Origin of the sequence: Martinezella lusitana (genome assembly GCF_016901135.1) — a bacterium.
Classification (GTDB): Bacteria; Pseudomonadota; Alphaproteobacteria; order Rhizobiales; family Rhizobiaceae; genus Rhizobium; species Rhizobium lusitanum_D.
This window is the reverse complement of the sequence record NZ_JAFEVL010000020.1, coordinates 198,930-212,678: the sequence shown is the minus strand read 5'-3', so window position 1 is coordinate 212,678 and position 13,749 is coordinate 198,930. Positions and strand designations below refer to the sequence as shown.

Annotated in this window: 9 protein-coding genes and 1 riboswitch; of the genes, 4 read left to right on the top strand and 5 right to left on the bottom strand. The window is 60.2% G+C overall.

The features are described from left to right. Positions 1 to 94: 94 nt before the first annotated feature. Positions 95 to 1,054, top strand: coding sequence for a glycoside hydrolase family 25 protein (locus JTP94_RS08125; protein WP_246754727.1), 960 nt, complete (start codon positions 95 to 97; stop codon positions 1,052 to 1,054). 89 nt (positions 1,055 to 1,143) lie between these two features. Here JTP94_RS08125 and JTP94_RS08120 read toward each other — a convergent pair whose 3' ends face one another. From JTP94_RS08120 to JTP94_RS08110, 3 genes are all read right to left on the bottom strand, one after another. Beyond that, positions 1,144 to 2,232 carry a hybrid-cluster NAD(P)-dependent oxidoreductase gene (locus JTP94_RS08120; protein WP_204850016.1) on the bottom strand — a complete coding sequence of 363 codons (1,089 nt, stop codon included), beginning with the start codon at positions 2,230 to 2,232 and terminating at the stop codon, positions 1,144 to 1,146. 2 nt (positions 2,233 to 2,234) lie between these two features. Further along, a complete protein-coding gene (locus tag JTP94_RS08115; protein ID WP_204850015.1) occupies positions 2,235 to 3,479 on the bottom strand; it encodes an SRPBCC family protein in 1,245 nt (414 codons plus the stop codon). 97 nt (positions 3,480 to 3,576) lie between these two features. Then, a riboswitch (cobalamin riboswitch) is annotated at positions 3,577 to 3,782 on the bottom strand. 217 nt (positions 3,783 to 3,999) lie between these two features. Then, positions 4,000 to 4,413, bottom strand: a complete 414-nt coding sequence (locus tag JTP94_RS08110) for an ACT domain-containing protein (protein ID WP_204850014.1) — start codon at positions 4,411 to 4,413, stop codon at positions 4,000 to 4,002. Between the two features lie 104 nt (positions 4,414 to 4,517). Between JTP94_RS08110 and JTP94_RS08105 the strand changes: the two genes are divergently transcribed. From JTP94_RS08105 to JTP94_RS08095, 3 genes are all read left to right on the top strand, one after another. After that, positions 4,518 to 5,129, top strand: a complete 612-nt coding sequence (locus JTP94_RS08105; protein ID WP_204850013.1) for a DUF6656 family protein — start codon at positions 4,518 to 4,520, stop codon at positions 5,127 to 5,129. A 58-nt stretch (positions 5,130 to 5,187) separates the two neighbouring features. Next, a complete protein-coding gene (locus JTP94_RS08100) occupies positions 5,188 to 6,162 on the top strand; it encodes an L-threonylcarbamoyladenylate synthase (RefSeq protein WP_204850012.1) in 975 nt (324 codons plus the stop codon). A gap of 133 nt (positions 6,163 to 6,295) precedes the next feature. After that, positions 6,296 to 7,726, top strand: a complete 1,431-nt coding sequence (locus JTP94_RS08095; protein WP_204850011.1) for an FAD-binding oxidoreductase — start codon at positions 6,296 to 6,298, stop codon at positions 7,724 to 7,726. 285 nt (positions 7,727 to 8,011) lie between these two features. On the opposite strand, the gene JTP94_RS08090 is transcribed toward JTP94_RS08095, so the two are convergent. Together JTP94_RS08090 and JTP94_RS08085 are read right to left on the bottom strand one after the other, a co-directional pair. After that, positions 8,012 to 10,981, bottom strand: a complete 2,970-nt coding sequence (locus tag JTP94_RS08090; RefSeq protein WP_204850010.1) for a DNA translocase FtsK — start codon at positions 10,979 to 10,981, stop codon at positions 8,012 to 8,014. 218 nt (positions 10,982 to 11,199) lie between these two features. Next, positions 11,200 to 13,707: a DUF1217 domain-containing protein gene (locus tag JTP94_RS08085; protein WP_204850009.1), complete on the bottom strand. Its 2,508-nt coding sequence runs from the start codon at positions 13,705 to 13,707 to the stop codon at positions 11,200 to 11,202. Positions 13,708 to 13,749 lie beyond the last annotated feature (42 nt).

Genomic DNA, 13,749 nt, shown 5'->3' with positions numbered 1-13,749 from the left:
TGATTTCATCCTTAACCCAAGATTAACCAGCAATCCTTACTATTATTTCATGAAAGGATCCCGGCAGACGTACGCCTTGATTTGCAGCTTTCTGATGGTCCTGGCCCTCATGGGGCCGGCTTCGAAGCTTTCGGCCGGCGAAAGTCCACCCTGGACGGATCCGAGAAACGCCCTCATCATCGACGCCTATGAACTGAACACCATCGACTGGACTGCGTTTCTGCAGGACAAGCGGATCGCCGGCTTCATCTCCAAGGCCTCCGACGGTCTGCCCGAAAGTTTCAGTTGTACAGGCGACCATGCCGGCGACACGGTCGCCCATTGCAAGACGATGTGGCGCAAATACGCCGTCAGTCGCGAGCTTTATCAGACGCGCCGCATGCTGGCGAAGATGAACGGCTTGTTGTGGGGCGCCTACCATCTGGGGCGGCCCGGCAATCCCATCGACCAGGCCAATCACTTTCTCGACTATGCCGATCCGCAGCCGGACGAGCTGATGGTGCTCGATATCGACGGCATGGACTCCACGCAATTCATGTCGCTGGAGGATGCTCAGGTCTTCGTCGCCCATATCAAGGTCAGAACCGGTCGCTACCCCATCCTTTATACCAACCACAACATCGCGCGCTATATCGCCGATCATCGCGACGTCTATCCGCTGCTGTCGCGGCTGCCGCTGTGGTACGCGCGCTACAAGACGGACGTAACGGGCACCTTCCCTCTCGGCAATTGGGACAGCTATGCCATCTGGCAGTTCGCTTCATCGGACAATTGTTCCGAAAAGAGCTGCCCCTACCGCGTTCCGGGCACATTGACCGATATCGACGTCAATGTCGTACCAATGACCAAGATACAGCTTGCCAAGATCTGGCCGCAAGGCGAGCTGCTGCCCGCCAAACCGCTGCCTGCGCCCGACTTGATGATCGCTCAGGGACCGACCTGCAACGGACCACGACAGACGCTTATCTCGCTGATGGTCGATCCCATCGTCACGGCCTCTACCCTTCAGTCTGAGCCGGTCGAGATCAATGAGCTGAATTACCAGGATTTCTAGAACGGTAACGGAGTAGCGTTACCACTCTATCATATTGTTTTCACGCAATTCCGGACGGAAAACCGCTGCGCGCTTCTCCTAGAGTTGCGCTAAGCTTCGACCTGGACATCCGTCTTCGGCCGCGAGCAGCAAGCCAGGATATAGCCTTCCTCGATCTCGTCATCGAGGATGCCGCCATTGTGGTTCATCTCGACCTCGCCCGAAAGCTTCATGACACGGCATGTGCCGCAGAGGCCGGATTCGCAGGCCGCACCGATGCGTACGCCCGCGCCGCGCGCGGCCTGAAGCACGGTCTGCCCCGCCGCGCAGACGACGTCCCTGCCGGCCATGGTGAAGCGGATCGTGGTTGCGGCTTCAGTCGACGCATCGTCGGTGACCTCAGCAAGCGGCGTTGCCGCATTCGCCGGCTGGAAGCTTTCCTGATGGTAGCGGGACATGTCGAAGCCATGCGCTTCCAGCATGGAGCGGACGGCATCCATGAAGACTTCCGGACCGCAGCAGAAGATCGTGCGATCCATGAAATCCGGCGCGAGCAAGCCGATCTTGGCCTTGTCGATGCGACCCTTCAGCCCTGACCAGAGCTCGGTGCGGCCGCAGCCCTCGACGATCAGGCCGAGATTGAGGTTCGGCATGAAGCGGGCGAGATATTCCAGCTCCGAACGGAAGATGATGTCGGCCGGGCTGCGCGAGCAATTGACGAAGGTGATGTCGGACAGCGGCGCCGTGTCTGCCATGTAGCGGGTCATGGCCATCATCGGGGTGACGCCGGACCCAGCTGAGACGAAGAGGTATTTCTCGCCGGGATGGTGGATATGGCTGAAATCGCCGAGGGGACCGAAAGCCTTGATGCGCATGCCGGGCTTGAGGTTCTCGAACATCCAGCGCGTGCCGATGCTGTCCTTCTGCGCCTTGACGGTCACGGCGACCGAAAAGGGCCGCGACGGCGTCGACGACAGCGTATAGGTGCGCATGACCGGCTCCGGCGCCGTCGGCAGCTCAAGCGTCACGAACTGGCCCGGCAGATAGCGGAACCAGTTGTCCTTGTCGGACCCGAATGTGAAGGTCATCACATCGGGCGCTTCCGGCGTGACCGAGAGGCATTCGAGCAGATGCTGCCTGTCGCTCCAGGGTTGCATCTGGTCGAGGTGTCGATGACGGAGGGAGACGGTCATGTTCATGCTCAGGCAACCGCCGACAGCTTGGCCTGATCGCCCTGCAGCCGGTTGATCATGAAATTCGTGTACCATTCGACGAATTGCATGACGCCGCCTTCATGGACTTCCGAATAAGGACCGGGCTCATAGGCAGGCGAGCGGATGCCGAAGGCATTTTCCTCGACGATGCGGCGATCCTGGTCGTTGGTCTCGGTCCAGACGTGGGTCAACTCCTCGAGATCGTAGTCGACACCCTCGACCGCATCCTTGTGGACGATCCATTTCGTGGTGACGGCGGTCTCGTCGGCGCTGATCGGCAGCACGCGGAAGGAAATCGCATGATCGCCGAGCATGTGGTTCCAGGTCGTCGGATAGTGGAACAAGAGCATCGTGCCGATGCCGTTGATCGTCACATCGGGCGAGAGCGGCCGCTTGACGGCATTCTGGCCGGACATGGTGTAGCTTTCGGCCCCTTCGATCAGCGGCATGCGAGCGGCGCGGAACTGGCCGTCCGGCGAAAGCTTGAATTCGCTCGGCAGGCCGGCGGCTTCACAGCGCTGCCAGTGCGCGGTGATGACGGGATCGCTCATCGCGCCCTGCACGCCACTCACGGTCGGCGCTTCCGGGAAGGTGCGGCAAAGCTCGGGGTGATTGGCCGCACAGTGGTAGCACTCGCGATTGTTTTCCCAGACGAGCTTCCAGTTGCCCTTTTCGATGATGGTGCTCTGGAAGGCGATCTTGGCCTCGCCGATGCGATGCGGCGCCATGTAGGGTTCGACCATGGCGCGAACCGGCTCGAAATCCGGAGCATTGTTTGCGAGGCAAATGAAGATGTAGCCGCCGACGCTTTCGCAGTGAACCGGCTTCAGCGAGAACTGGCTCTTGTCGAAATCCTCGGCCATCTGGCGGGCGAAGAGCAGCGAGCCGTCCAGCTCGTAGGTCCACTGGTGATAGGGGCAGACGAGCTTTGCCGAGGAGCCGCGCTCGCTCGAGCAGACGCGCGAGCCGCGATGGCGACAGCTGTTGTGGAAGGCACGGATGACCTTGTCGCGGCCGCGGACGATCACGACGGGATAGTCACCGATCTGGACGGTGAAATAATTGCCCGCGCGAGGCACTTCGCAATCATGGCCGATGAACAGCCAATCCCGATAATAGATCATCTCCATATCGAGCTTGAAGTAATCCGGGTCGGTATAGAAGGGCTGCTCTAGGCTGAAACCCTCACGGCGATTCTTCAATTGCCGCAGAACATTGCTGCTGATATCCATTTGCCTATCCTTGCGCAGTACCAAGAAACGGGCGAAGGACATGCATGGCCGGTCGGGAACGGCCCAAAGCAATGTCCCGACCGCCCGCCGCGGTCAGTAAACCATATGTGCCCAAGGCTGGTTTCCGGGCTCTGGAGCGGCCCTGTTGCCAGGACCCCATGGCACCTTCCCAGGTCGACCCGACCCAGTGGCTTTATCCGCCATGCCTTACTCCACCACCGTTGCGGGGGCAGCGCCGGATTTTGACCGGCTTCCCAATTCTCCGTCTCCCTAGCAGACGACACCTCGAGATTGATAACATCATAGCTCTGAGCCCCCTCAGCTGCTGCGCTACAATGCGACATCGGCTTCGAAATTGGCGACAGATGAAACGAGACGCCGGGACGGTTGCGTATAGCGGCAATATAGGAAGACAATTCAATCTCTTATGCATCGCCATGGGACGCAGGAATTGTGATGCCCCCACCTCTTGCGAGCGACGCTTTATTCTGAATGCGACAGGTCCGCCGATGGCAGGCGATCAGAGGGGTGCGTGCGCCTCGGAAAACGCCTGCAGCGCCGCCACCGCACGGTCGGCATCAACAGCCGGAACGAAGATATGATCGTGATAATAGCCGGCGACGACATTGGCGCTGATGCCCTCATTTCCCAAGGCCGTGGCAAAGGCTGCGGTCAGGCCGACCGCCTCCAGCGAGGAATGGATATCGAGTGTAATCATCCGCATGGCGGGGGCCGTCGCAAGCCCCGCCTGCCGTGCTGCTTCCAGAGGAAGGATCAGCGTCACTCCCTCCCTTTCCCGAAAGAGCCCGATCGGCTCCAGGTGAATATGATCGGCGAGCGCCGAAGCCGGCACGCTGCAATAGACGAACTCGCCCTCGGCAAGATTCGGCTTCATGCCTGATAGCAGCAGCTTGAGATCGGTAATGCCGGGCATGGTTCTGATCCTCTTCAACAATCCGCCCGCAAGAGCGCGCGCTTCAGCCCGGCTCAAGCTAGACGATCTATTATCCTGCATCCAGACCTCGATGGCGAGCCGGTATGGCAAAACTCAGATATTTCGATGCCAAGAGACCCGCCAACCCCGAGCCGGTGCTGCCGGCGGCGGGGTATACGGAATTCCTGCGCACCGGCCGCATCAATCGCGACAAGACACATTGGCTCGCTGAGGAGCGACGTTACCTCACGTTCGAGGAAGTGGCCGAACGCACGGCGAGCAAGCTGCGGAACGCCGGCGAGACGACCCATGACCGTCTCAACAGCTTTCACCAGTCGATCCGCTTTCCGAAACTGATCTTCCATCACACCTTGCGGGATACGCCGCATCTCGGCTATTGCCACGTCACCGCGGCGCGAACGCAATTCGCGCAATATGAGGAGGTAAGCTGGGCCTTCTACATCGCCAATTTCTTCGCCCGCCTCGGCCAGAACGATCATTTCTTCGAAGACATCAGCCTGAAATATTCGCGAATGTATTTCGCCGTCGCCGTCCATCCGGACAAGGAAACGTCTGAAAAGAAGCTGACGATCAATCGCGACATCCGGGGCAACGGCGTGCTGTTCCACACCCATGATCCGCAGAGCGCCATCCGCAACGTCCTGCTGCTCGGCGCCCGCAACGAGCAGCTTCGCGACATCATTCGCCAGCTTTGATCATTGATCCGAAAACTTGAAAAGCATAAGAACGGCCTGAACTGCAAACGGGCAGGCCATGGCACGACATATAGACATCCTTGAACATCCGCAAACGGCGATAGAAGTCGCCTCGGCAACGCTTGCCGAGGGCTTGCCGATCGGGTTGCCGACGGAGACCGTCTATGGGCTTGCTGCCGATGCCACCAATCCGGCCGCCATCGCCCGCATCTACGAAACCAAGGGCCGGCCGCGTTTCAATCCGCTAATCTGCCATATGAGCGATCTGGCCATGGCCGAACGCTACGCAATCTTCGATCCTATCTCCCGCAAGCTGGCGGAAGCCTTCTGGCCCGGTCCGCTGACGCTGGTGCTGCCGCTACGACCGGAGAGCGGCATCCATCCGCTGGCGACGGCCGGTCTCGACACGGTCGGCATCCGCGTGCCGCAGGGCTTTGCCGGCGAGCTGATCCGCGCCTTCGGAAAACCTCTTGCCGCCCCGAGCGCCAATACGTCAGGCAAGATCAGCGCCACCAGCGCCGATCATGTCGATGACGATCTCGGCGAACGGATCTCGCTGATCCTCGATGCCGGCGCCTCGGTCGTCGGCGTCGAATCGACCATCGTCAAGGTCGAGGACGGCGAGCTGCGGCTGCTGCGGCCGGGCGGATTGGCGGCGCGCGAAATCGAACGGATCGCGGGCAAGGCCGTGAAGCGCAAGAGAGGCGCGGCACCTGCCATCGAAGCACCCGGCATGCTTGCTTCGCATTATGCGCCGGGAGCAGCCGTTCGGCTCGATGCGACCGATGTTTCGCCGGACGAGGCGCTGATCCGCTTCGGAAAACCCGAGATTGCCGGCATCGGAAATGCCGTCGCCGTGCTGGATCTCAGCCCTAGCGGCGATCTTTCGGAAGCCGCCGCCAATCTCTTCGATTTCATGAAGCGCGCCGATGCGACAGGTGCCGTGACGATCGCCTTTTCCCACATTCCCGACGAGGGCCTCGGCGAGGCCATCAACGACCGGCTGCGCCGCGCGGCCGCGCCCCGAGCATGATCCCCAAAAGTGCGAAGCGGTTTTGGGATAAGATCATGCAAAAGCAAATAACTGGGACTTGATGACAATTCGAAGAAGGTCAGCAAGTTCCAGAGACTAAATCGGCCCGAACCCTATTGGCAAAGGACACGCCATGAGCAGCTTCGCCCCCTCCTCCGCCCTTCTCGACCGCTTCGCCGCCATCGTCGGCGAAAAGCATGCCATGCGGGACCCTGCGGAGATCGCACCGCATCTGGTGGAAAACCGCGGCCTCTACCACGGTGCCTCGCCGATGCTGCTGAAGCCCGGCTCAGTGGAAGAAGTGTCAGCGATCCTCAAGCTCGCCAGCGAGACCGGCACGGCCATCGTGCCGCAGACCGGCAATACCGGCCTCGTTGGCGGTCAGACGCCGCGCGAGGGCGGCTCCGACATCATCCTGTCGCTGGAGCGCATGAACCGCGTCCGCGACATCGATCCGGTCGGCAACACGATGATCGTCGATGGCGGCTGCATCCTGGCGGACGTCCACAAGGCGGCAGCCGAACATGGCCGCATGTTTCCGCTGTCGCTTGGCTCGGAAGGCTCCTGCCGCATCGCCGGCAACCTCTCCACCAATGCCGGCGGCACGGCCGTTCTCGCCTATGGCAACATGCGCCAGCTTTGCCTCGGCCTCGAGGTGGTGCTTCCCACAGGCGAAATCTGGAACGGCCTTCGCCGCCTGAAGAAGGACAATACCGGCTACGACCTGCGCGATCTCTTCATCGGCGCCGAAGGCACGCTCGGCGTCATCACCGGCGCGGTGCTGAAGCTCTTTCCGCAACCGCTCGGCCATCAGGTCGCCTTTGCCGGCCTGCAATCGGTCGACGAGGCGCTTACCCTGTTCAAAAACGCTTCCAGCCTCTGCGGCACTGCACTGACCGGCTTCGAGCTGATGCCGCGCATCGGCGTCGAATTCACCGTCCGCAATATTCCTGGCGTGCGCGATCCACTGGAGACAGCTTATCCCTGGTACGTGCTGATCGATATCTCCACCTCGGACTCAGCCGAAACCGCAGAGCGGATGATGACGACGCTGCTGGAGCAAGGCTACGAGGCAGGCCTGATACAGGATGCGACGATTGCCAGCTCCGAAGCGCAGCAGAAGGCCATCTGGCACATGCGAGAAAGCATGTCGGACGCGCAGAAGCCGGAGGGCGGTTCGATCAAGCACGACGTTTCCGTGCCGGTGGCGCAGGTCCCGCAATTCATGGCCGAGGCGGAAAAGGCGGTTATCGCAGCCCTGCCCGGCGCCCGCATCTGCGCCTTCGGCCATATGGGCGATGGCAACATTCACTACAACATCTCGCAGCCCGTGGGCGCCGACAAGGAAGAGTTCATCGGTCGCTGGCACGAAATGAACAAGATCGTGCATGGATTGGTCTTGAGGCACGGCGGTTCGATCTCCGCCGAGCATGGCATCGGCCAGCTGAAGCGCGACGAACTGGCTTCGATCCGCCCGGATATCGAGATGGACCTGATGCGCCGGATCAAGATGGCGTTCGACCCGGCAGGCGTGATGAATCCGGGCAAGGTTTTGAAGGTGTGAGGGTTCTCCCTTCACCACCGTTAGCTCCGTGTATGCCGAGCTTCTGATACCCCCCTCTGTCACTTTCGTGACATCTCCCCCACAAGGGGAAGATTGGTAACCCGCAGCATTTAGCCGCCTCAAATGAGCATCGCATCCGCAGAGACCAAATTACGATGACTTGGCGGTGCGGTACGACATACTCCCAACAATCTCCCCCCTTGTGGGGGAGATGCCACGACAGTGACAGAGGGGGGTGGCAAAGGTTCCGCATATTCGGAACCCGCGTCCATCACCCCCACTGAATCAATCAAAATCCTCATTGCTCGTATTGCCGCCGCCATTGCGGTTGCCCGAGATGATCTCGCGCTTGCCGACATGGTTGGCCGGACCGACGAGGCCGTCCTTTTCCATGCGTTCGACGAGCGAGGCGGCGCGATTGTAGCCGATGCCGAGGCGGCGCTGGATGTAGGAGGTGGAGCACTTCTTGTCGCGCATGACGACCTTGATCGCCTGTTCGTAGAGGTCGTCGCCGTCTTCGGAGGCGATCGCGCCCTTGTCGAAGACTGCGGTGTCTTCTTCTTCGTCTTCCTCGTCCTCGTCGGCGGTAACCGTATCGAGATATTCCGGGCGACCCTGCAGCTTCAGATGGGCGACGACCTTTTCGACTTCCTCATCCGAGACGAAGGGGCCGTGGACACGGGAAATGCGGCCGCCACCGGCCATGTGCAGCATGTCGCCCTGGCCGAGGAGCTGTTCGGCGCCCTGCTCGCCGAGGATGGTGCGGCTGTCGATCTTCGACGTCACCTGGAAGGAGATGCGGGTCGGGAAGTTTGCCTTGATCGTACCCGTGATGACGTCGACGGACGGACGCTGTGTCGCCATGATCAGGTGAATGCCGGCCGCGCGCGCCATCTGCGCCAGCCGCTGGATCGCGCCTTCGATCTCCTTGCCGGCAACCATCATAAGATCGGCCATCTCGTCGACGATGACGACGATGTAGGGCATCGGCGTCAGGTCCATTTCCTGGCTCTCTTCGATCGGGGCGCCCGTGCCCTTGTCGAAGCCGGTCTGGACCATGACGTGGATCGTCTCGCCCTTTTCGCGGGCTGTCGCAACGCGGCTGTTGTAGCCGTCGATATTGCGCACGCCGAGGCGCGACATCTTCCTGTAGCGATCCTCCATCTCGCGCACGGCCCATTTCAGCGCCATCACGGCCTTCTTGGGATCGGTAACGACGGGGGTCAGGAGATGCGGAATGCCATCATAGACCGACAGTTCCAGCATCTTCGGGTCGACCATGATCAGGCGGCACTGTTCCGGCGACATGCGATAGAGCAGCGACAGGATCATCGTGTTGATGGCGACCGACTTGCCCGAGCCCGTGGTACCGGCGACGAGCAGATGCGGCATCTTCGCCAGTTCGGCGATGACGGGTTCGCCGCCGATCGTCTTGCCGAGGCCGAGCGCCAGCTTGTAGCCGCTCTTCTCGAAGTCGGGGGACTCGATCATCTCGCGGAAATAAACGGTCTCGCGGGTAACGTTCGGCAGTTCGATGCCGATGACGTTGCGGCCGGGAACGACCGCGACGCGGGCTGACAATGCCGACATCGAGCGGGCGATATCATCGGCGAGATTGATGACGCGCGAGGATTTGACGCCGGGCGCCGGCTCGAATTCATAAAGGGTCACCACCGGACCCGGGCGGACATGGATGATCTCGCCCTTGACGCCGAAGTCCTCGAGCACGCTTTCCAGCAGGCCGGCATTCTGCTCCAGCGTTTCCTGGGTCATGATCACGCCGGAGCGAACCGCGGGCTCCTGCAGCAGCTCGCGCGGCGGAAACTCGTATTCTCCCTCGCCGCTCTTGGCGATCGGGCGCCATTCAGGCGGCGTCAGCGATGCGGGTCTGCGCGGCGCGATCCGCGAGGGCGGCGCATCGATCAGGCGCTGGGCGGCGGCTTCGACGGCGGGAACGGTCGGTGCTGCCTTGGCAACCGGCCCGGCAGGTGCAGGTGCTGCGACCTTGGCCGGCATAGGTGCCACGACCATTACCGGGGCCGGACGAGATTCGGCAACTGGAGCGGCCTCAGCGCCGTAGACGGCCGTTACGAAAGCGGGCGGTACGAATACTTCCGGCTGGGCTACGATTTGCGGCTCGACAACGGCAGGTGCGGCAATCTCTGATGCCTCTTCTACAACCGGCGCCAGAACGGCAGCTTCCCAAGCCGCCAGTTCGTCCATGGCCGGCGTGCTGACGGTTGCCGTCGAGCGGCTGAGAACGGCTTTGGCCAACACAACAGCTTCGACGGCAGAAGGCATTTCGACAGTCGGCAGGATCTCTGCAACCGCAGCTGGCCGGCGGCATTCCACGATGCGGAATTTCGCAACGATCGATTCGGCCTCGACCTCGAGCTGGGGCAGCATCACCGGCTGGGTTGGCGTACCCCTGATGGCGGACACAAATTCGCCATCGAAGGGCATCGCATCCCAGAAGGCAAAATCGGAGAGATGAACGAGCCGCGACTCGACCGCAGGTGCTGCAATGGATTCGGAAACACTCAACGATACTGGGGAAGCATCCAGCGCGATCGCCGGAGCCTTCGAAAATGCGGTAGCGATAACGGTCATCTCCAATGCGTCCGGCTCGGTTGCCGGAGATTTCTGAATTACTGAAGGCACGTAGCTCTCCACCGCAAAAGGCATGTCCTCAAGCAGCGGCAGATGGAACTCGGCGGGCGGCACCGGCTGCAGAGCAGCGCCGGTGGTCGGCGCTGCGATGACGGGCGGTTCCATGACCCGCATCGCGGCGTGAGCGGAGACCTGGGGCACGATTTCGGCCTGCGGCTCGGCGGGCGGGCGACGGCTGATGATCTCGTTTTCCCGCGTGCGGGTGAACCGAACGTTCGGACCCATCAGAAAAGCGTTCTGCCAGCCGGGCGAGGCAAGATCCTCCGCGGAAATCCCATGCGGCAGGACGGTCATCACCGGATCCTTCTCCGCGGGTTTCGCCTGCAAAGCCTCGACGACCGGTTTCGGTACGGCGGCGGTCCGCTGCCTTGCCTCTTCGGTACGCCGCAATTCCTCGGCGCGACGATGCTCTTCCGCCTTGCGCTTGGCTTCGCGGGCGTTGCGAATCTTCTCTTCCAGGAATGCACGGCGGGCAGCAATCTGCTCGATCCGACGCGCCTCCTCGGCGGCCTGTTCCGGGTCGAGTTCGCCCTCCGGCTGGACGCCTTGTGACGCATTCGAAAGTGTCGTTCGGGAAAGACGCATGAGACCTGCAACCCAGTCATTGATATTGCCGATGGCTTCTCAAATCGAATAGGGCAAGGATGGTTAATAAGTTCCTTCCTGTCGCATAGGAAAGCACTGATTTTCCCCTCTCTGTGCCGCCCGGACAACACCGGAAATTCCGCGCAAATAGGCGCGCATAAACACCTATGCCGCGTGGAAACGCGGCACGACGCAGATCAGATTTTTTTCGGGATTCGTTACTTGGACGAGGACAACTGCGCAATCGACAGCAGCGTGTCGGCGCTGATGCCGACGCCCGATGAAGAGCTCGTCAGAATCGACAGGGCCGGCGACGTGGACGACGCGGTATTGTTCTCCAGGTCGTACATGGCAGAGAATCGCTGCAGCAGCTTGTTGACCTTGTCCGGATCCTGAAGATCGGAAACGTTAACGATCTTGCTCAGCATATTGGCCTGGGTAGTGACATCCATCGAAGAGATCGAGCTCGGCAAGCTGTAGGTGGTGGTGATGACTTGGTAGAGCGCGGAGTCACCCATGATGTCGTAGATCGAATTGATACCCGGCGCCTTGCGCTGGAAGTAGAGGGCCAGGCGCACACCGGCGTTGGTCTGTCCTTCCTGATCCTCGAGCGTCTGGTGCAGGTAGAGATCGTTGGTCTCCGCGAGCGCGCCCTCGTTCTGCGCGGTGCCGAGCTTGCTGTCCGTCAAATTGCCATCGGTATCGAAATTGAACGCCTCGACGATGCTCTTGAACTTGGCACCATCAGTGGTATTGATAAAGCTCGTAGAGTCGGACGGATCGGAGGCGAAAGCCTTCTTCAGCGTTGCCGTGTCGACGGTTTTCGGGTCGATGCCGTTGGCGGTCAGGACGAAATCGGTGAGCTTGCTGTCGGCAAGCAGGTCGGTGACGCTGGTGACATTGACGATGTTGGTCGCGAAATAGGTGCCGGCATCCTTGGCATCGCTGGTCGCCTTGGTCAGCAGGGCGCCTGTCAGCCCGGTAGTGGTGCGGCTGGAATACTCGGAAATATAGCTGTTGATCTGCGTTTGCGACAGCGACTGGACCGGAGCCTTCAGATTGCCGTCACTGTCGAAATTAAAGGCCTTGGCAAGCGCGGTAAAGCGCGAATCCTTGAGCGAGCTGACATAGCTTGTGGAATCGTAGGGATCGCTTTCGAGGATCTTGGTGAGCTGGGTCTTCGTGACCTCGTTCGAACCGATGCCATAGGCGCGCAACGCCATCTGGTAGAGCTCGGGCATGCTGTCGTTGGTCGTGTCGCTATCGGCCGTGTTGCTCGTGAAGAAATCCTTGATGGTCTTCACGTCGGCGATGCGGTTCTTATAGTTGGTGACCGCATCGGTCGTCAGGTTCGACTGCGAAGACTGATAGTTCGTCATATAAGCGGTCGAGGCAGCATCGATCGCGCTCTGGGACTGGGCCGTATCGCCGGAAGCAAGCGTGCCGTCCGATTGGAAATTGAACGCGGCGACGACATCCGTCAGGCCGAAGATGGAAGCGGTCGTCGAATCGGAAAAGGCATTTTTGAAGACGATGGCGGGTGTGCTCTCGTCGATGCCATAGGCCGTCTTGATATAGTCGAAGAGACGGCTGTCCGACGTCAGCTGGTCGACTGACGTGACGGAGCCGATATGGTCCTTGTAATAGAGATCATTATCGGCGGCGCCGACACTCGTGGTGTATGAGGGCACGGTGGCGTTATAGGCGCTCATGACATCGGCCTGCTGGCCGAGGGTCTGCGGCCCTCCCGGGTAATTCGTCGTATAGGCCGTGGTCGTGGCGCTCATCTGAGTGGATGTCTGCGCCAGCGAGCCGGAAGCGACCGTGCCATCGCTTTGGAAATTGAATTCGGCCATGACGCTGGTCAGCCCGTTCGTACTCGCAACGCCTGCATCCTTGGCCGAGGCATTGAACTGGTCGGCGGTGATATAAACAGGAATATCGAAGGCTGTTTTGACGTACTGGAACAGCCGCGGATTGGACGTCAGCTGATCGACAGATGTGACATTGCCGATATTGGCCTCGTAATAGGCGGTGTCGCTATCGGCCGTGGATGTCTTGACCGTGCCATCCGCGTTGAAATTGAACTCCGCTACGAGAGCCTTGTCGGCAGCGCTGCCGTTCAGATTGACGTAGCTGTTTGGATCGCTGGTGTCGCTCGTCAGCATCTGCTTCAGGATCGAATTCGATGCGTTAGTCGGATCGATCCCGTAGGCCTGCAGGACGTAGTTCCTCAGGCGCGTATTGCCGAGCAGATCATCGACGGATGTAACGGAGCTGATGTTCTGGCTGTAGTAACTCGTTTCCGTGGCGGCAGCCGTCGCTTCATTCGTATATGATTGCTGATAAAGGCCGATCAGATCGTCTTCCTGCGCGCTGGATTGCGCCGTGTTCGTGCTGCCCGTACCGAAATTGAACGCTGCTGCAAATTCCTTGTAGCGCGGATCGGTCAATTTATTGGCAAAACTGGTGGAATCGCTGAGGTCGCTGGTCAGGACCTGTTTCATAAAGGCCTTGGCGTAGGTCATGTCGGAGAGCCCGTAGGCCTCCATTGCATAACTGTACAGCTGATAGTTATTCACGAAGTCATCGGCGTTGGTTACTTTGCCGATATTGGCATTGTAATAGTCGATCAGGCGCTTATTCTGAGACTGTGCTGCCACCTGATTGAGCGACGTTGACATATCTCTGGTTGCAACCGTATAACCAAGATAGGTGGAAATCATCAGCAGAATCCCAATAGATCTCTAATATAAGCTCGCACAAGC

Excerpts from the sequence above, each read along its gene's own strand:
- JTP94_RS08110 (WP_204850014.1), bottom strand. The coding sequence starts at position 4,413 with ATGCCCGGCATTACCGATCTCAAGCTGCTGCTATCAGGCATGAAGCCG.
- JTP94_RS08100 (WP_204850012.1), top strand. The coding sequence starts at position 5,188 with ATGGCACGACATATAGACATCCTTGAACATCCGCAAACGGCGATAGAA.
- JTP94_RS08105 (WP_204850013.1), top strand. The coding sequence starts at position 4,518 with ATGGCAAAACTCAGATATTTCGATGCCAAGAGACCCGCCAACCCCGAG.
- JTP94_RS08085 (WP_204850009.1), bottom strand. The coding sequence starts at position 13,707 with ATGATTTCCACCTATCTTGGTTATACGGTTGCAACCAGAGATATGTCA.
- JTP94_RS08090 (WP_204850010.1), bottom strand. The coding sequence starts at position 10,981 with ATGCGTCTTTCCCGAACGACACTTTCGAATGCGTCACAAGGCGTCCAG.
- JTP94_RS08095 (WP_204850011.1), top strand. The coding sequence starts at position 6,296 with ATGAGCAGCTTCGCCCCCTCCTCCGCCCTTCTCGACCGCTTCGCCGCC.
- JTP94_RS08115 (WP_204850015.1), bottom strand. The coding sequence starts at position 3,479 with ATGGATATCAGCAGCAATGTTCTGCGGCAATTGAAGAATCGCCGTGAG.
- JTP94_RS08120 (WP_204850016.1), bottom strand. The coding sequence starts at position 2,232 with ATGAACATGACCGTCTCCCTCCGTCATCGACACCTCGACCAGATGCAA.
- JTP94_RS08125 (WP_246754727.1), top strand. The coding sequence starts at position 95 with ATGGTCCTGGCCCTCATGGGGCCGGCTTCGAAGCTTTCGGCCGGCGAA.